At 41.6% G+C, this 20097-nt stretch carries 15 protein-coding genes; 4 read left to right on the forward strand and 11 right to left on the reverse strand.

Annotation, left to right across the window (positions count from 1 at the left end):
• Positions 1–11: 11 nt before the first annotated feature.
• Complete coding sequence (locus tag ACF8FD_RS04480; RefSeq protein ID WP_004695584.1) at positions 12–1511, reverse strand: sodium:proton antiporter; 1500 nt, start codon at positions 1509–1511, stop codon at positions 12–14.
• A gap of 223 nt (positions 1512–1734) precedes the next feature.
• Here ACF8FD_RS04480 and ACF8FD_RS04485 point away from each other — a divergent pair, with 223 nt between their 5' ends.
• The gene (locus ACF8FD_RS04485; RefSeq protein ID WP_005400421.1) at positions 1735–2292 is read left to right on the forward strand and encodes a hypothetical protein; all 558 of its coding nucleotides are present in this window, start codon (positions 1735–1737) and stop codon (positions 2290–2292) included.
• A gap of 53 nt (positions 2293–2345) precedes the next feature.
• Here the strand turns inward: ACF8FD_RS04485 and ACF8FD_RS04490 are convergent, their stop codons facing one another.
• Together ACF8FD_RS04490 and ACF8FD_RS04495 are read right to left on the reverse strand one after the other, a co-directional pair.
• Entirely contained in the window at positions 2346–3251 is a 906-nt protein-coding gene (locus tag ACF8FD_RS04490; protein WP_004695581.1) for a neutral zinc metallopeptidase, read from the reverse strand.
• 41 nt (positions 3252–3292) lie between these two features.
• Positions 3293–4219 carry a DUF808 domain-containing protein gene (locus tag ACF8FD_RS04495; RefSeq protein ID WP_114836765.1) on the reverse strand — a complete coding sequence of 309 codons (927 nt, stop codon included), beginning with the start codon at positions 4217–4219 and terminating at the stop codon, positions 3293–3295.
• A gap of 197 nt (positions 4220–4416) precedes the next feature.
• Here ACF8FD_RS04495 and trpS point away from each other — a divergent pair, with 197 nt between their 5' ends.
• The 3 genes from trpS (at position 4417) to ACF8FD_RS04510 (ending at position 8293) form a co-directional block, all read left to right on the forward strand.
• Positions 4417–5430 (forward strand): tryptophan--tRNA ligase, encoded by a 1014-nt coding sequence (trpS, locus tag ACF8FD_RS04500; protein WP_126037504.1) that lies wholly within the window; start codon positions 4417–4419, stop codon positions 5428–5430.
• 460 nt (positions 5431–5890) lie between these two features.
• Entirely contained in the window at positions 5891–6535 is a 645-nt protein-coding gene (locus tag ACF8FD_RS04505; RefSeq protein WP_004982725.1) for a YqiJ family protein, read from the forward strand.
• 45 nt (positions 6536–6580) lie between these two features.
• Positions 6581–8293, forward strand: coding sequence for a flotillin family protein (locus ACF8FD_RS04510; RefSeq protein WP_078388588.1), 1713 nt, complete (start codon positions 6581–6583; stop codon positions 8291–8293).
• Between the two features lie 300 nt (positions 8294–8593).
• On the opposite strand, the gene ACF8FD_RS04515 is transcribed toward ACF8FD_RS04510, so the two are convergent.
• The 8 genes from ACF8FD_RS04515 to ACF8FD_RS04550 all read right to left on the reverse strand — a co-directional run bounded on the left by ACF8FD_RS04515 (position 8594) and on the right by ACF8FD_RS04550 (position 20089).
• On the reverse strand, positions 8594–9025 hold the full coding sequence (locus tag ACF8FD_RS04515; protein WP_234304630.1) for a hypothetical protein: 432 nt from the start codon (positions 9023–9025) through the stop codon (positions 8594–8596).
• A gap of 310 nt (positions 9026–9335) precedes the next feature.
• Positions 9336–10226, reverse strand: a complete 891-nt coding sequence (sucD, locus tag ACF8FD_RS04520) for a succinate--CoA ligase subunit alpha (RefSeq protein WP_004982733.1) — start codon at positions 10224–10226, stop codon at positions 9336–9338.
• Between the two features lie 11 nt (positions 10227–10237).
• Positions 10238–11404, reverse strand: a complete 1167-nt coding sequence (gene sucC / locus ACF8FD_RS04525; RefSeq protein WP_058870082.1) for an ADP-forming succinate--CoA ligase subunit beta — start codon at positions 11402–11404, stop codon at positions 10238–10240.
• 172 nt (positions 11405–11576) lie between these two features.
• Entirely contained in the window at positions 11577–13010 is a 1434-nt protein-coding gene (gene lpdA / locus ACF8FD_RS04530; RefSeq protein WP_234304629.1) for a dihydrolipoyl dehydrogenase, read from the reverse strand.
• A gap of 59 nt (positions 13011–13069) precedes the next feature.
• Positions 13070–14284: a 2-oxoglutarate dehydrogenase complex dihydrolipoyllysine-residue succinyltransferase gene (gene odhB, locus ACF8FD_RS04535; RefSeq protein WP_058870084.1), complete on the reverse strand. Its 1215-nt coding sequence runs from the start codon at positions 14282–14284 to the stop codon at positions 13070–13072.
• A 16-nt stretch (positions 14285–14300) separates the two neighbouring features.
• Entirely contained in the window at positions 14301–17123 is a 2823-nt protein-coding gene (locus ACF8FD_RS04540) for a 2-oxoglutarate dehydrogenase E1 component (RefSeq protein ID WP_234305079.1), read from the reverse strand.
• Between the two features lie 900 nt (positions 17124–18023).
• Positions 18024–19270, reverse strand: a protein-coding gene (locus ACF8FD_RS04545) for an IS3 family transposase (RefSeq protein ID WP_392453254.1) whose coding sequence is annotated in 2 segments (ribosomal slippage) — positions 18024–18934 and positions 18934–19270 — 1248 coding nt in all. Because the reading frame shifts where the segments join, the coding sequence is not laid out codon by codon here.
• 108 nt (positions 19271–19378) lie between these two features.
• On the reverse strand, positions 19379–20089 hold the full coding sequence (locus tag ACF8FD_RS04550; protein WP_004982744.1) for a succinate dehydrogenase iron-sulfur subunit: 711 nt from the start codon (positions 20087–20089) through the stop codon (positions 19379–19381).
• Positions 20090–20097: the final 8 nt, after the last annotated feature.

Raw genomic sequence — 20097 nt, forward strand, 5'->3', positions numbered from 1 at the left:
TGAGCAAATCACTAAAAATTATCAGGACTTTCCAGCCGTTTCACTTCCTGAACTCGCTCAGGGTTATGCACCGCGGCAATGCCGTCATCCGCTTTAACATCAATCAATGCTTCAGGTTGATAGACAATAATGGTTTCATAGCCCTGTGCATCTTCACCAATAATATACTTGAAACCTTTACGGTTCATTTTATTACACAGGCGTTGATACCAACCTTTAAAACCTGTCTTTTCTTCATTCGGGTTGTAGTAAAACGCATTCATTACAGCAGGTAATCCTAGACCGCAGACCATACCTGAAAGCAACACGGCGATAAAAGTATAACCAATCAAAATACTGCTGTATTCACTTAACTCAGGTACGTTAGCTACCGCTAAGATCAGTGCTAAGGAAATCCCTCCCCGTACTCCGCCCCATGACAAAATCGCCAAACTTCCGTTATAACTTTTCTTACGGAAAGAGGGAAAAAAGGCAAAAGATAAATAGTTCGCTGCAAAACGTGAAGCATGCAGAATAATAAAAGCGACGATGCCGCCAAAAATCAGACTAAAGCTGAGATCTAAAATAAACAGTTCCAAGCCAATTAAGGTGAATAAGAACGAGTTAATAATCCCTTCAACCGTATGCCAAAAATGGTTTACTTCCCGTATTTCGCGTTCTTGTAAAATTTCTTTCCATTTATTCCCCACAATCAAACCACCGATGACGCATGCAATCGGTGCTGAAGCATGCGCAAACAGTGCAACCAAGTACGAACCGCAGGCCAAGAGTGCTGTGGTCAAAATGAGAGACTCCATTTCGTGCTTACCACGCAGCAGTCGCAAGATCCCTAAACCAAAGGCCCAACCAATAATGACGGCGACAAAAATTTCATAGAGCAAGGTCTGCAACACGCCCATGACGGTAAAGTTTTCACCTTGTAAGACGTTTAAAAGCGTCATAAACAAGGCAATACACATGGCATCATTAAACAGTGATTCTCCTTCGAGCTTGACCATTAAATGATGTGGCGCACGTACCGAACTGAGTACGCCTTTGATCCCAATCGGGTCCGTTGCACCCAATGCAGCCCCCAACAGCAAAAGCACCAATAAATCGACATGCTGCCCAATAATGAACTGATAACCGTAGAGCACCACCCCAAAGAACACGGCGCACAGTACCAACGCAATACTGGCTAAAATGCTGATCGGCTTCCAATAACTACGTAAATCTGAGACTTTGAACTTCAGTGCAGAAGAGGTCAAAATGAAGCAAATCACGCCATTGATTAAAAAGTCATAAAAATCAATGTGACGAACCGCTTCTTCAATGTTATGAATATTGATGGTAATAAACTGATTACCACTCAGCAGGCTCGCGCCCCACTGTAAAATAAAGACAAAAATGGCGGAAACGATGGGTACGCCAATGGCTTGAGGAAAACCTAAAATACGTTTATTAAAAATAGTCGTTGCAATAGATAATGCAAAAATAACGGTAAAAACTTGTAGAAAAAAATAATTTCCCATTGAACTTCCAAATTGGGCGGTTGGGGAGATGGCGGCTTTCAGTGCTTATCTATGGAATAAAAATTCACTTCATACACATTGATGCTCGAAATATTTTAATCATTTTTCACATCAACGCCCGAAAAAAATAATTTTTTTAACATTTCTCCTGATGATGAATTAACATAGGGCATATGCATGTTTTTTATGCGTGAACTTTCCCTTTGGCCAAGTTTGATCTCCTATGCAATTCACTTTTAAAACCATCTTTCGGATGTTCTTCGCACTGATTATTTTCCTCACGACCTTTGCGTTGTTTCTAACCTGCTTTGCGAAAACCAAAGAAATTTTACAGGCTGAGCAAACTTTTGCCTCAGCCCAAAGTTTTAAAATGAACTCTCGTCCCGATCAAACACTGGTTCTACTTTCAAACAATAAAGCTCCCGATGATCATATTTATTTGCATGTGGCCAATCAGGGTTATATCGCCAAACTCAGCTGTGATCATTATTTAACTGACATTTGTGTAGATGACTACAACGAACAACATACCCGCCAAATTCAGTCAATTGAACTACTCAAAGCGGGGCAGTTTAACTATATTCAGCAAGTCAGTTATCTCGATACACGGACACAAGATGTTAAAACATTGCGTTATACGCCTGAGCAAATTCAGCAGTTTTACCACGCAGATATGAGCAACTTAAAGTATGTGGTGTTTGGGGTATTGTTATTTGCCTGTATTGCGTTATATGTGAGTGTCCGTATTGCTCGAAACTTTAAGCAGTTCTTAAACCGCTAGAATGAATTGCTTGAAATAAAAAAAGAGGCGATCAATCGCCTCTTTTTTATAGCTTAAATGGCTTGATTAAAAGTATCACAACTTTCAACTTGACCCGACTTAAAGCCCGTGCCAAACCAAGTCATACGCTGTTGACTAGTTCCATGGGTAAAGCTATCAGGGACCACTTGCCCTGTTGCCCGCTTTTGTAAGTAATCATCACCAATCTTATGTGCCGCATCCATCGCTTCTTCAACATCCCCTTGCTCTAAGAACTGAGTTCGTTGATTGTTATGATGCGCCCATACTCCTGCTAAACAGTCAGCCTGTAACTCTTGGCGTACCGATAAAGCATTGCCTTGCGCTTTTGAGCCCTGTGCACGAGCTTTTTGTACTTGTTCAGAAATACCTAAAATGGTCTGAATATGATGTCCAACCTCATGTGCCACCACATAAGCCTGAGCAAAGTCACCCGCTTGATCTTGGCGCGCCAACTCCGTTTGGTTTTGCTCACCGCCAATACCCATTTGAGTCCGCATGTCTTTAAAGAAAGCGGTGTCGATATACACCTTCTGATCTGCTGGACAGTAAAACGGCCCCATTGCAGACTGAGCGGTACCACAACCCGAATTGATCACTCCTGAAAACATCACCAACTTGGGCGGAACATATTGTTGTCCCAATTGCTGTTGGAAAATTTGACTCCATGTGTCTTCAGTATCGGCCAGTACAGTACCGACAAAGTCCATCGCTTCCTGCTGATCAGGCGTTGGGTTATCCAAACCTTGAGTTTCTGCCGCTCCAGTTTGTGCGGTCACTTGTTTAGTGGCTTGGTAGGCTTGCTGCGGATCGACTCCTAGAAATTTCCATGCCACAAAGGCCACGATCAGCCCTAAAATACTGATGCCACCCGCCTTGACACCGCCACCACCGCGACGATCCTCGACATTGCTACTGACACGACGTCCCTTCCAACGCATAGCACTCTTCCTTCTTCTAATTCATGCTGACCCGATCCAGTTTATGCCTTTTTTGAGCTCGGCCAAACTTTTTTAATCAAGCTCACAATAGCCAATACAATCAAACCAGCCACAAAACCGATCACTAAATTAATCAGTGTTGGGGTTAATGCTCCAATGATACTGCCCACAGTTGGAATATGTTCAGCATAATCCACTGAACCTTCAGTGAAATGATGCAATAAAGGCACGCCGTGGGAAATAATACCGCCACCCACTAAAAACATCGCGATAGTGCCCACGATAGTTAAGGTCTTCATCAGCTTTGGTGCAAAAGCCAGTAAACCACGGCCAATAGTTTGCTTAAATGAAGAGGCTTGCTGAGTTAGATACAGCCCTAAATCATCAATTTTGACAATCATCGCCACAAAACCATACACACCGACAGTCATTAAAATAGCAATTACAGACAACACCATAACTTTGGTTGAAAAAGTTGCTGCCGCTACAGTCCCCAGTGAAATCACCACAATTTCTGCCGACAAAATAAAGTCGGTACGAATCGCCCCTTTGACTTTATCTTTTTCAAAAGTCGCCATATCGGTTTCAATCGCAGTTAATTCTTGGCTGGCTTCTTCTTCGGTTTTGGCTTTTTTGTGATGCAAACTGTGCAGGACTTTTTCTACCCCTTCATAGCATAGAAATAAACCACCAATCATCAACAGTGGCGTGATCAGCCACGGTGCAACCACACTAATCAACAGCGCTGCAGGGACTAAAATCAATTTATTAACAAAAGAGCCTTTAGCCACAGCCCAAACCACAGGCAGCTCACGGTCAGTACGAACCCCACTCACCTGTTGGGCATTCAGTGCTAAGTCATCGCCCAAAACGCCCGCCGTTTTTTTTGCTGCCATTTTACTCATGACTGCAACGTCATCTAATATCGTGGCAATATCATCTAGTAATATTAATAAGCTACTCGCCATTTATTTTTATCCATCTTGAGAATTTTGACATTTTAATCTGTGATCTAAGCTTTTGAATATTTGTTTTTTGAAATTTAACTGATTTTATAATTTTTTCACTGCAGTTTTTTTAAGACTGACATTGAAAAAGATTATGCCGTACAATGTCTGCATTCTTTGAAAATAGCATGTCGCTACGACGACTTTGGAAATAGATAATGAGTAATCAAGACAACCGTCCTGTTATTTTGACAGGCGACCGTCCAACGGGACAACTTCATTTAGGGCACTTTGTCGGATCTTTACGTTCACGTGTGGGTTTGCAGGATTCACACCATCAGCATTTATTATTGGCCGATGCACAAGCCTTTACTGACAATGCAGATAACTTCGAAAAAGTTCGCCGCAATATTCTTGAAGTTGCCACAGATTACTTAGCTGTCGGAATCGACCCAACCAAAACCACCATTTGCGTGCAGTCGAGCTTACCCGCGCTAAATGAACTCACCATGTTGTATCTCAACTTTGTGACCGTGTCTCGTTTAGAACGTAATCCAACCATCAAGTCTGAAATTCAGATGCGTGGTTTTGAACGTGATATTCCAGCTGGTTTCTTATGCTACCCCGTTGCACAAGCCGCAGATATCACCGCATTTAAAGCAACGGTTGTACCTGTGGGTGAAGACCAGATTCCAATGATCGAACAGACCAATGAAATCGTACGCCGCATAAACCGTCAGATTGGTCAGGAATTACTGCCTGAATGTAAAGCTCTGCTTTCCAATATGAGCCGTTTACCCGGCTTTGATGGTAAAGCCAAAATGTCGAAATCTTTAGGCAATACCATTGTGTTGGATGCAACAGATAAAGACATTAAAAAAGCTGTTAATGCGATGTACACCGACCCGAACCACTTGCGTGTTGAAGACCCAGGTCAGGTTGAAGGTAATATCGTATTTACATATTTAGATGCGTTTGATCCAAACAAAGAAGAAGTTGAAGAACTGAAAGCACATTACCGCCGTGGCGGTTTGGGCGATGGTACGGTGAAAAAGCGTCTTGAAGGCGTATTGAAAGAGCTGATTACGCCAATTCGTGAACGTCGAATGGAACTTGCGAAAGATCCTGATTACATCATGGATATTTTAAAGACCGGTACAGACAAATGTCGTGATATCACTCAACAGACTCTAGATGAAGTTAAATCAGGTTTAGGGGTGTTTCATTTCTAATCCGGTCTTAAACTAATGCGCTTCTTTAAAGCCTTTCTCACTGAGAAAGGCTTTTTTAATCGCGAAATAAACACGAATAAGCCACATGCATCTCAAAAACTGACATTTAGTGTCGTTTGTTAACCTAAATTTACAGTAATTAACGTGAATACTCATGAAATAAGAATGCTCAACCCTTATGATGAGTTCATAGCTTAGATTAACCCTGAGATATAACGTTTCTCCTTTTTACCGAAACTGTGTAACAACAGATTCGTAGTTCTACGCAATGAATACCCCAATCATTGCGTATTTTTTTGCCTAAAATTTATCAAATTACAATTTAACTGCTCTCTCTTTACGTGCCAACAAACTTAGACATTCTGTTTTTTGAATGCTATGCTAAAGCCCAATTTCAATACAATTCTTTTTAAAAATTTACACTTAACTGATAACAGCATAAAAATAGAGAACCTTTAGAATGTGGGAATTATTTACTCACCCATCCAATTTAATTTTTAGTATTTGCCTCAGTCTCATGTTTTTGTTGGGACTGCTCGAATTGATTTTATTGGTATTAGGCGGCGGCTCACAAGGCCTACTTGACCAATTCCTACCTGATGACTTAGGCAGTACTAAAGACGTCGACATTGCACTAGATGCCGATCAAGGTTGGCTCAATGCCCTGCTGGATTGGTTGTTTATTGGCCGTGTTCCTCTCTTGGTTTGGCTGATTATCTTCCTCACCCTGTATAGCTTAAGTGGCTTTATTCTACAGTCCATTCTTCAAACTTGGACCGGGAGCTATTGGAGTGCATGGATCATGGCACCTCTTTGCCTCGTACTTTCGATGCCTATGATTCGTTACAGCGCCATGCTGATTGCTAAAATTTTGCCACAAGATGAAACCACAGCAATTTACAGTGAAGAGCTGATTGGACGAACAGCACTGATTATTTTAGGAGAGGCTAAAGTTAACTCACCTGCTCAAGCACGAGTTCAAGATCAGTTCGGGCAAACGCATTATGTACTGGTTGAACCTGAAACAGACCTTCATTTTTCTCAAGGTCAAGAAGTCATTTTGACTCAAAAAACCAAGATTGGCTTTAAAGCCATTTCACTTTAATTCTTTCATTTTGTACTTATAACTTTAAATAAAATCGGGACCCTTATGCTCAGCAACAATTTCTATAACATTCTTATTCTTGCAGGGATTATCTTTGCAGCTCTGGTTATTATCGGCATTATTATTGCCCGTCTGTACCGTCGTTCAAGCAAAGAAATCTCTTTCGTACGTACAGGTTTTGGCGGCGAAAAAGTTATTTTAGGTGGAGGTGCAATTGTACTGCCTGTATTACATGAAATTATCCCTGTCAACATGAACACGCTACGTTTAGAGGTTCGCCGTGCTGATGATCAAGCGCTCATTACCCGTGACCGTATGCGCGTCGATGTCATGGCTGAGTTCTATGTCCGTGTGAAGCCACTAGCAGAATCAATTGCAGTGGCCGCGCAGACTTTGGGACAAAAAACCATGTCTCCAAATGAGTTGAAGAACCTTGTGGAAGGCAAATTTGTCGATTCCTTGCGTGCAGTCGCTGCTGAAATGGCGATGGAAGAGTTACATGAAAAACGCGTAGATTTTGTGCAAAAAGTACAACAAGTGGTGTCCGAAGACTTACATAAAAATGGTCTAGAGCTTGAAACTGTGTCATTAACAGGTTTAGACCAAACAGGTTTTAAATACTTTAACCCTCAAAATGCATTCGATGCCGAAGGTTTAACCAAGCTGACTGAAACGATTGAAGACCGTCGTCGTAAACGTAATCATATCGAGCAAGACGCTGACCTTGCCATTAAGACCAAAAACTTAGAAGCAGAACAAGCACGTCTACAAATCATCCGCGAAGAAGAATACGCCAAACTACAGCAAGAGCGTGAAATTGCAATTCGACGTGCAGAACAATTGGCTGAAATTGCCTCACAAGAAGCTGAGAAAAAACGTGAAGCAGAAGAAGCACGTATTGCAGCTGAGCGTGAAGTCGAGTTAAAGCGTATTGGTGCAGCACGTGATGTAGAAAGCCAAAATATTCAAAAATCACAAATTATTGAACAAGCGCAGGTTGAGCAAAAGAAAACCATCGAACTGGCAGAACAATCACGTGCCATTGCGATTGCTGAAAAGTCGCGTGAAGAGTCTGAAGCCAAAGCTTCTGCTGACCGTGCCCGCGCTGAAGCGGTTAAAGCTGAAGAAGAAGTGATTACCGTACGTGAAACCCAGCGTGCTGAGCGTCAAAAAGCTGTTGAATTGGTTGCAGCGAAGCAAGCTGCAGAAAAAGATGCAATTGCGATTACGGTGGCAGCTGAAGCAGGTAAACAAGCTGCTGCCGATGATGCCGAAGCCGTTCGTATTGCTGCGGAAGCTCAAGCTGAACAAGCTCGCTTAAAAGCCAAAGGTGAAGCAGATGCCAAAATACTGTTGGCTCAGGCAATGGAAAAACAATACCAAGTCGACGCCGATGGTACACGTGCAGTGAATGAGGCCAACAACGTCTTATCTCCTGAGCAAGTTGAAATGCAAATTCGCCTAGCATTATTAAAATATTTACCTGAAATCATTCGTGAAAGTGTTAAGCCGATGGAAAACATTGACGACATCAAAATTCTACAGGTTAACGGTTTAGGTAATGTCGGCTCAGCCACAACTGGAGGTGATGGTGCGGAATCTTCACAAGTTGCTTTGTCTGATCAAGTGGTGAATAGTGCGCTACGCTATCGTACCCAAGCGCCATTAATTGATAGCTTAATGAATGAACTGGGAATTCAAGGCGGCGACATCAATGGTTTAACCCAAAGCTTAAAACCGCAAAGCAAAGCTCAATAGTAGTTAGACTTACAATCAAAAAACGCGACGATCTGTCGCGTTTCTTATCATCTGCTTTAATATTCAACTTTCTACAAAATACACATTTAAGCTTTTAAAACGATAAACCTAAGAATTGACTCAGCACCGTAAGCCCATCATCTATTATAAAAATTTAAGTTATCTTCGTTCTTAAGTCGATTCACTCGCCACCAGTGAATTCAAAGAAGTAATGTAAACATCCTAGACCTTACAATTGAGTGAAAACATTCTAAACAGTAATGAAAAAAAAGTTTTTATGAATAAATAGAATTAAGCTATTTAGTGCAAACGTACCCAAAAGAAACGAATCAATTGCCCACGATCATAAGGAAAATTTGAAAGGTACTCATATCCCACTTTATTTCTTTTGTTGACTTTAATTTCAATACCATACCCGAATGAAATACTGAGTACATCCAAGTCTGAACTGGGAAACTCCCCTGTCCCTAATTTATGGCTCAAACCATCCGAGTTGTAGGCCGAGTAGTTAAATATACGAATATATTCATTCTCATAAAAATCATTATTGATCAATGTGTAATCGTTTTCCTCTTCATCATGTTGTGCCGCTAACTGCTGATAATGGTGGAAGATATCATCACTCAAAGACTCCGCCAAATAGACGTCTTCATTTTCAGCATAAGCGCTATTCATCGCCAACCCGAATAAGAATAAGCAGCGGAAAAACAATAAATGAATCGGCTTCAACATCTACAATACTATGTCTTCAAAAGAATTATTTTAATTATGAATATAGCATAGTCACCTATAGAAACAGTGTACACTAAATATTTCTCAGTTCTCAGATTGGTAGGTACATAGCAAATCTTGCTCTAATTTCACCATTTTATCTTTTGCTCAGTATGGCTTTTCCAATGCGGCTGAATATAATTTTCAACTGGGATTAAGTTACTCTAAACCCTCATATTATTTTTTGTCTTAGAGCAAACCAAAATACTCCCCACAAAAAAGCCGCATGTGCAATTAAGACATACGGCTTTTTCCTTTAAAATATAAAAGCTTAAACTAAACCTTTGTCCTTTAAAAGTTGGAACATCGTTGAACCGAGTTCTGCTGGGCTACGCGTGTACGCCATCCCCGCCTTTTCAAATGCTGCAAACTTTTCTTCCGCAGTCCCTTTACCACCAGAAATAATTGCTCCCGCATGCCCCATACGCTTGCCTTTCGGCGCTGTTACACCAGCAATATAACCCACAACCGGTTTAGTCACATGCGATTGAATATATTCTGCTGCTTCTTCTTCAGCCGTACCACCAATCTCACCAATCATGATAATCGCTTCAGTTTGCGGATCTTCTTGGAACAGTTTCAAACAATCAATTTGGTTCATGCCCGGAATTGGATCACCACCAATACCAATACAGGTTGATTGTCCTAAGCCCAGTTTTGTCGTTTGAGCAACCGCCTCATAAGTCAACGTACCTGAACGCGAGATAATACCAATTTTACCCGGTTGGTGAATATGACCCGGCATAATCCCAATCTTACATTCACCCGGAGTAATAATACCCGGACAGTTTGGACCAATCAGACGCGTACCATTACCATTGGTTTCAAGATAACGCTTAGCTTTGAGCATGTCTAAAGTTGGCACACCTTCTGTGATGACCACAATCAGTCCAACACCTGAGTCCACTGCTTCAATAATTGAATCTAATACAAACGGAGCCGGCACATAAATCACAGTCGCATCTGCACCTGTACCTGCAACTGCATCTTTCATGGTGTTAAATACAGGTAAATCTAGATGAGTTGTGCCGCCTTTACCCGGTGTAACCCCACCAACGACTTTGGTTCCATAATCTAGCGCTTGTGCTGAGTGGAATGTACCATTTTTGCCTGTAAAACCTTGTACCAATACTTTGGTGTCTTTATTAATTAATACGCTCATATTGATACTCCTTACGCTTTTACTGCAGCAACAATTTTTTCTGCGGCATCCGATAAGCCATTTGCAGAAATAAGTTTTAAACCTGATTCATCAAGTAATTTGGCACCCAATTCAGCATTGTTCCCTTCTAAACGAACAACCACAGGTACGGTCACATTTACTTCTTGAACCGCTGCAATAATTGCTTCAGCAATCATGTCACAACGTACAATTCCACCGAAGATATTAATCAATACCCCTTGTACAGAGGTATCTGCCAGAATAATTTTAAACGCTTCAATCACACGGTCTTTGGTTGCACCACCACCGACATCAAGGAAGTTCGCAGGTTGGCCGCCATAGAGTTTAATAATATCCATGGTTGCCATTGCAAGGCCCGCGCCATTGACCATACAGCCAATGTTGCCTTCAAGCGCGACATAGTTGAGGTCAAATTCAGACGCTTTTAACTCTCGTTCATTTTCCTGTGACTTATCGCGCAGCGCAGCAATTTCTGGTAAACGATACAGCGCGTTTGAATCGATCCCCACTTTGGCATCGACACATAGGATGTCACCATTTTCACGCACAGATAGCGGGTTAATCTCAAATAAAGCAAAGTCATTCTCAATGAACGCCTGATACGCAGCAGACATCACTTTCACAAATTGATTCACTTGACCATCTTTAAGGTTCAACTTAAATGCAACTTCACGCGCTTGAAATGGCAATAAGCCAACCAAAGGATCGACTTCAACTTTAATAATTTTTTCAGGGGTTTCTTCAGCAACCTTTTCAATTTCGACGCCACCTTCGGTCGAAGCCATAAAGGTCACACGACGGCTTGAGCGGTCAACCACTGCACCTAAATACAGTTCACGCTCTACAGGATACACATCTTCCGCGACAAGTACGCTATTTACAGGTTGGCCATGGCTATCGGTTTGATAGGTAACAAGGTTGGTCCCGATGATGCTTTTTGCATATTCAGCAGCTTCCGTTGCTGACTTTACAACTTTTACGCCACCCGCCTTACCACGACCACCTGCATGCACTTGGGCTTTCATGACAGCAAATTTTCCGCCTATTTGTTCAAAGGCTTTTACTGCTTCGTCTGGAGTGGTGGCAAGTACGCCCTCTTGAACAGGCATACCATATTTTTTTAATAGCGCTTTAGCTTGATATTCATGTAAATTCATCGACTAACCTTTTTATTACTGCTTATTTACTTTTTGTTGCACCGAAACTGTTTACTATCACAGTAACCATTTTGGATTTTTAAAACTTCTTGTCTTTATTTTTAGATGATTCTTCATGAGAAGACAACACCTGAAACAAAAAAGAGCGACCGTAGTCGCTCTTTTCGTTGTCTTATTTGCGTTTACGCTGGATTGCGTGAATCGCTCGACCATCCACTGCAAGTGCAGCTTCATGAACCACTTCAGAGAATGTTGGGTGACCGAAAGTCATCAACTGTAGATCTTCAACCGAAGATACAAACTCAAGTGCAATCATACCTTGGTGTACGATATCAGACGCAGCAGGCCCAATCACGTGCATACCCAGTAAACGGTCAGTTTTTGCATCAGCAACAAACTTCACGAAACCAGCATTTTCACCCGCAGCCATTGCACGGCCGTTTGCAGCGAAACCAAATTGACCCGTTTTCACTTCGTGGCCTTTCTCGATCGCTTGCTGTTCTGTTAAACCGACCCACGCCGCTTCTGGGTGTGTGTAAATCACAGAAATGATCGTGTCATAGTTGACTTGAGCTGCATGACCGTGAATACGTTCAACAGCCATTACGCCTTCTTCCATTGCTTTATGTGCAAGCATTGGACCACGTACTAAGTCACCAATTGCATATACACCTTCAACAGAAGTTGCACACCAATCGTTCACTTCAACTAAACCACGTTCAGTGAGTTTAATACCTGAATCATCAGCCAATAAACCTTCTGCATAAGCACGACGACCAACACAAACAATTAATTTATCGAAAGTTTGAGTTTTTTCTTCGCCACCTTGCGTGTACTTAACGGTTACTTCACGACCGTTAACTTCAGTACCTGCAACTTTAGCGCCTACGCGAATGTCTAAACCTTGTTTAGTCAATAATTTTTGGTAATCTTTAGCCAATGCTTTATCAGCCATTGGTAAGAATGCATCCATTGCTTCAAATACAACAACTTCAGCACCTAAACGACGCCATACTGAACCAAGTTCTAAACCAATTACGCCAGCACCAATAACACCTAAACGCTTAGGAACTTCTTGGAATTCTAAAGCACCAGTTGAATCAACAATAATGTCTTGATCAACAGGAGCTACAGGAATATTTACAGGCACAGAACCAGATGCAAGAATCACATATTTTGGCTCTAAAATTTGAGTTTCACCTTCATGAGAAACAAACTCAACTTTTTTACCAGCAAGTAATTTACCAGTACCTTTTAACCATTCGATACCATTCCCTTTAAGAAGGCCGTCGATACCCATAGTAAGTTGGTCAACAATTTTGTCTTTACGTGCAAGGAGTTTAGACAAATCAAAGTTCACATCACCTGTGGTAATACCGTGATCAGCTAAGTGATGCACTGTATCTTCATAACGATGTGAAGAGTCAAGCAATGCTTTAGACGGAATACAACCCACGTTTAAGCACGTCCCACCTAATGATGGTTTGCCTTTGTGAATACGTTTTTCAATACAAGCAACCTTAAAACCAAGCTGCGCTGCACGAATTGCTGCTTCGTAACCACCTGGGCCACCGCCAATTACAACAAGATCAAATTGTTGAGACATTTTTATCTCCAAAAATGGGCTTAGAGGATCGCTCTAAGCCCATGTTTTATTCTTTAGAATTAAAGGTCAAGGATCAATTTAGCTGGTTCTTCTAACAATTCTTTGATTGTTACAAGGAAACCAACTGCTTCTTTACCATCGATTAGACGGTGGTCATAAGAAAGCGCTAAATACATCATCGGTAAGATTTCTACTTGACCGTTTACAGCCATTGGACGCTCTTGGATTTTATGCATACCCAAAATCGCAGTTTGTGGTGTATTCAAGATCGGAGTCGACAACAATGAACCGAAAGTACCACCGTTGGTGATTGTGAACGTACCGCCAGTCATGTCTTCGATGCCCAATTTGCCATCACGTGCTTTGTAAGCAAAGTCACGGATACCATTTTCAACTTCAGCATAGTTCATGCGGTCTGTATCACGAAGCACAGGTACAACTAGACCACGCTCAGAAGATACTGCTACACCAATGTCATAGTAACCGTGGTAAACAATGTCATCACCGTCAATTGAAGCGTTAACTGCTGGGTAGCGTTTAAGTGCTTCAGTTGCCGCTTTAACAAAGAAAGACATAAAGCCAAGACGCGCACCGTGACGCTTCTCAAATGCGTCTTTGTATTGTGCACGCATTTCCATGATTGGCTTCATGTTCACTTCGTTAAACGTTGTCAACATTGCAGTTTCTTGCGTTGCAGCAAGTAGACGCTCAGCAACACGCTTACGAAGACGTGTCATAGGAACACGCTTTTCAACACGCTCACCCACAGCAACACTTAATGGTGCTGCAGCTGGAGCTGCTGGTTTAGTTTGATGATTTGCCACATCTTCTTTCGTTATACGACCACCACGGCCTGTACCCGCAACATCAGCAGCTGGAATGCCAGACTCAGTCAATGCCTTACGTACAGCAGGCGCTTGATCAGCAACTTGAGCACGTTCAACGACTGGTGCAGCACCTGCTTCAGTTTGAACAACCGCTTGCTCTACTTTCGATTCAGATTGAACTGCTTCAGTTTGCGCAGCGCCAGATACAGCACCTTCTTCAAACTGTGCAATCACTTCATTTGAAAGAACAGTGTCACCCTCACCTTTAATGATCGATGCAATTGTACCGTCAGCAGGAGCAACAACTTCTAAAACAACTTTATCTGTTTCAATATCACAGATCACTTCATCACGTGATACTGCTTCACCTGGTTGTTTGTGCCAAGTTGCGATTGTTCCATCCGCAACTGACTCAGGGAATACCGGTGCTTTAATTTCGGTTGCCATTACTAAGAATCTCCTGTTATTCAGCTACGATCGCTAAAGCGTCATTTACGAGCTGAGCTTGTTGTTTTGCATGCAAATATGGTGAACCACAAGCCGGTGCAGCAGAAGCTTCACGACCTGCATAACTGATACGTACTGGTTTAGCCGACTTCATTACATCATCATATAGACGAGGAGCAATAAATAACCAAGCACCTTGGTTCTTCGGCTCTTCTTGCGTCCAAACGATGTCTTTCACATTTGGATATTGAGCAAGAACTTCAGCAATACGTTGTTCAGGGTATGGATACAATTGTTCAATACGAACGATTGCAGTGTTATTCAACTCTTGCTCACGACGTTTCTCAAGCAAGTCGTAGTAAACCTTACCACCACAAAGTACTAAACGTGTTACGTCTGCTTTGTTGATGTTGTCGATTTCATCAATCACAGTTTGGAATGTACCATTTGCAAGTTCACTTAAAGTAGACGTTGCAAGCTTGTGACGAAGTAAAGACTTCGGTGACATGATGATCATTGGCTTACGAATTGGGCGAATCGCTTGACGACGTAAAGCATGGAAAATCTGTGCAGGTGTAGTTGGTGTCATCACTTGCATGTTGTCTTCAGCACATAGCTGTAAGAAACGCTCTAAACGTGCAGATGAGTGCTCTGGCCCTTGACCCTCAAAACCATGAGGAAGAAGTAGCGTTAAACCACATACACGCTCCCACTTGGTTTCACCTGATGCGATGAACTGATCGATTACAACCTGTGCACAGTTTGCGAAGTCACCAAATTGCGCTTCCCAAATCACCAAGCTCTTAGGAAGCGTGGTTGCATAACCATACTCAAAACCTAACACCGCCATTTCTGACAATAATGAGTCATAAATTGCTGTACGTGGTTGATTTTCTTTAATGTGGCAAAGTGGGATGTACGTTGAACCATCCACTTGGTTATGCAACTTCGCATGACGGTGTGAGAATGTACCACGACCAACGTCTTCACCTGTTAAACGAACAAGGAAACCTTCATCCAAAAGTGATGCATAAGCTAAAGTTTCAGCAGCACCCCAGTTCAATGGCATTTCACCAGTTTGCATTTTCAGGCGATCATCAATCACTTTTGCAACCTGACGCTGCATTACGAAGCCCTCAGGAAGCTCACGCATTTTGCGACCAAGTTCTTTTAAGCGATCTTCAGAACATGTTGTATCCCATACGTCTGTATAGTCATGTCCTAAGTACGGTGCCCAATCTACAAACATTTTTGTATTTGGTTCAAGTACCAATGCATTGGCAACGTGCTTACCTGCTTCTAAATCAGCACGGTAGTCTTCAACCATTTGATCTGCTTTAGCACGGTCTAAGACGCTTTCTTGAACCAATTGGTCTGCATACAGCGCACGCGTTGTCGTTTTCTTGTTGATGACTTGATACATCATTGGCTGAGTTGCAGCTGGCTCGTCCGCTTCGTTGTGACCACGGCGGCGGTAACAGAACATGTCAATGACAACGTCTTTACGGAAAGTATGACGGAAATCATGTGCCAATTGCGCAACAAACAATACTGATTCAGGATCATCACCGTTCACATGGAAAATCGGCGCTTGGATCATTTTCGCGATGTCCGTACAGTATTCTGTAGAACGCGCATCACGTGGATCAGATGTTGTGAAACCAACTTGGTTATTCACCACAATGTGAACCGTACCACCCACTGTATAGCCACGTGTTTGTGACATTTGGAAGGTTTCTTGGTTAACACCTTGACCTGCAAATGCAGCATCACCGTGAACAATTACTGGCAATACATCATCACCACCAATGTCTTTACGACGCACTTGACGTGCACGTACTGAACCTTCAACCACAGGGCCGACGATTTCTAAGTGTGATGGGTTAAACGCCAATGCCAAGTGAACTTCGCCACCTGGAGTCATTACGTTTGAAGAGAAACCTTGGTGGTATTTAACGTCACCAGAACCTTTTTTATGTAAGCTCTTACCTTCGAACTCACCAAATAGGTCTGCTGGGTTTTTACCCATGATGTTTACAAGAAGGTTTAAACGACCACGGTGCGGCATACCAATGACCACTTCTTTACAACCTACAGAACCTGCACGTTGAATCAAAGCATCAACCATTGGAATGAAAGATTCACCACCTTCCACGCCGAAACGTTTTGCACCAACGTATTTATTGCCTAGGAACTTTTCTAGGCCTTCAGCCGCAGTTAAACGCTCTAATACGTGTTTTTTCTGTTCTGCAGTGAAATTGAATTGACCACGCGCACCTTCAAGGCGTTGTTGAATCCAACGTTTTTCTTTGGTATCAACAATGTGCATGTATTCTGCACCAATTGAAGCACAGTACGTTGCTTCCATGGCTTGAACCATTTCACCTAAAGTTGCTTCGTCTTTACCAATCAAAAGATTACCTGTATTGAATACAGTGTCAAAATCAGATTGGGTTAAGCCATGTGCAGCAAGGTCAAGATCTGGCACGATTTCACGTTTTGCCAAACCTAAAGGATCAAGCTTCGCTTTTTGGTGACCGCGGTTACGGTACGCTGCAATCAGTTGTAGTACGCCAATTTGACGACGTTCATGTTCTGTACTAACAGAACTTTGTACCACTGCTTGAACACGACTTGAATTACGACCTAGTAATAAGAATTGCTCACGTACATTGCTGTGTGGTTGATCACCTTTCGGGTATTTATCGAAGTATGCACGCCAGTCAGCTTCTACTGAGTCTGGTGCAGCCAAGTACTGCTCATAAAGTTCTTCAATATACGCTGCACTATCAGCGGAAAGTTCAGTGTCAAGACGCAATGCGTCAGCAACTTCTTGCATTTGTGGACCCATTTCCTATTGCAAAAACATTTCAGGATGCTTTTTAAGCGAACCCATGATTAGTAATGTCAAATTGGTAACATGACATTAGTCCCCATAAGGCGGATGCCATGAGGCGTTATCACTACATTAGAATTACCCAATGTGACAATGAATCATAACGCCCTCAGCGGCATCATCACTCATTCATACCCGGCCAAAACCGAGCAATTTTTTGCAAATCGACTTAGAAAAAATAAGGCATTGCATTATTTTTTCTAAAGCGACTAACTCTTCATTTATACTCGCTCTAATGCAGCTTAAATGTTGAATTAATGTACATATTTAGCGCGCATTTTTTAAATATAAATGTGCAAAAATTTTAACATACTCCCCATATTTCAATTGATTTTTTTGACACATACCTTTCATAAATTGGCGAAATACACATATCAAAATTTCATCTAATATATGGTGCTTTAAATAAAACCGAGTTTCAACGTAGACCAAAGTCTACTCCAAAAAACACATACGAAAAGAGAGCATCATCTTTCAATATGCCCTCCCCATCAACAACATCCATATTAACATCTTCATAACTTTTTTTGCAGACTCATACTTGCACTTATTTATGACATTTGTTTTAAATCGCCGCGCTTTTCACCAATCTGGTGCAATTTCCACAAAAGCCACTTATCACAAACAAAAATAGTGCCAACCCCACGCTTTCACTCAACTTTATTTTTTACAGCAAAAATCTAGCTGTCTTGTCCTGAAATAGATTGACAGTATTCCACTTCAAACCGAGTTAAGCAATTAGCTCGGTTTTAGTTTGTTCAGGCTTTGTTGCACAAAGATTTCATAACTATATGATTTTAAAAGTTTTGATTATTTTTTGATCCAAAATTAAATTTATTTAAATCAGATGCTTACATATTTATGCAACAAAGCCGTTTGTTCATACATCTGATTCGGGGTGTTCATATTTAAACTTAAATGTGGTCTATAGTAATTATAAATCATGATAGATTCCGTAATTAAGTGATCTAACTCCTTCATGGTTTGACATCGTGTAGTTAAAAACTCCTGCTTTAATATTCCATTAATCCGCTCTGCTAATGCATTTTGATATGAGAAACACTGTTTCGCAAGGTATCCATCTGTCATGGAAGGACATATCCCATAATGGCGCAATGCCGATTGATATAGCTCAGAGCAATACTGAGAGCCTCTGTCTGAATGATGAATCATCCTAGTCGCTCGATCCGTCACATGCTGCATCGCCATATGTAGAGCCTGCATAACATTCTCCGCACGCATATCATTCGATAACTTATAACCTTTAATCTGACGGGTATAAGCATCTGTCACCAATGATAAATAATGTACGCCTTCAGCACTCTCAACATAAGTAATATCACTAACAAAGACTTCGTTGGCTTGCACTGCTGAATAATCCTTTAATAAATTTGGATGCTTCTTCATCCAATGCTTGCTATCCGTAGTTTTTGTATAGCGACGCTTGGGGCGAATCAATAAATTATGCTCTTTCAATATTTTAAATAACTGATCCCGTCCACACTTTAAACCACGCTGCAACAATTTGCCTTTAATAAGCCAATACAACTTACGTGTTCCGATACTTGGCATGAGACAGCGATACTCCATAATCAACTCGAGTATTTGTTCGGTTACTTGTGCAGTCATTTGAGCACGTTTTTCTGCTTGATAATAAGCTTGTCGGGTGATTCCCAACAACTGACAATAACGTGAAACGCTTAGTCCTCTTTGGCTTTGCCAATCTTTGAAACGTGCTCGGTATACTTTTTTCCAAGATCAGTCCCACACTCTTTATCAATGTGATAAATCACATCCTGTATAAATTCAGTTTTGAGCTTTTCTGCGGCTAACTGTTTTTCTAATTGGCGGATTCGTTGTTGGGATGTTAATTGGCGTTTAGAAGAAGGCGGCATATTCGAAGTCCAGTCCTGTTGTCCGTGCTTGCGTAACCATACCAGCACAGTTGATCTTCCTTGAATACCATATTTTGCCTGAGCTTGTTTATAAGTAATTTGCCCTTTTTCTACTTCATGTACAACCATCATTTTAAAGGCAAAGCTATAATCACCTTGTGTACGTTTAACTCTTTGTTCTCGTTCATGTTCCATAAAATAAGCCTCTTAAAGGTGTAAACTTATTTCAGGACGGGACATGCTATAAAATAAAAAAGCACACCCTAAAGGTGTGCTTTTTCTAACTGAAGATCAGCCTACAGATTAACCCGCAGCATCTAAAAGCATGTTACGGATGTGACCGATTGCTTTAGTTGGGTTTAAACCTTTAGGACACACTGATACACAGTTCATGATGCCTTTACAACGGAATAGCGAGAATGGGTCGTCAAGACGAGCCAAACGCTCTTGAGTTGCTGTATCACGAGAGTCGATGATAAAACGGTATGCATTCAACAATGCTGAAGGACCCAAGAACTTGTCTGGGTTCCACCAGAATGATGGGCATGAAGTTGAACAACATGCACAAAGAATACATTCATATAAACCATCTAAGTGTTCACGCTCTTCAGGAGACTGTAAACGCTCTTTTGGTGGCGCAGGTTGGTTGTTGATCAAGAATGGGTGAATTTTGTTGTACTGATCGTAGAACTGATTCATATCCACAACTAAATCTTTAACTACAGGCAAACCAGGTAAAGGACGAACTGTGATCACTTCTGGTAAGTCGTTTAGGTTCCAAAGACATGCTAAACCATTTTTACCATTGATATTCACACCATCTGAACCACAAATACCTTCACGGCATGAACGACGGAATGTTAATGATTCGTCCTGTACTTTCAATGCAAGAAGTGCATCAAGCAACATACGGTGCTTATCAGTCAACTCTAACTTGAAAGTTTGCATGTACGGCGCTGCATCCTTATCAGGATCGTAGCGGTAGATATTAAATGTACGAGTACCTCTACTCATCTTACTTC

The organism is Acinetobacter sp. TYF_19, assembly GCF_043105125.1.
Classification (GTDB): Bacteria; Pseudomonadota; Gammaproteobacteria; order Pseudomonadales; family Moraxellaceae; genus Acinetobacter; species Acinetobacter johnsonii.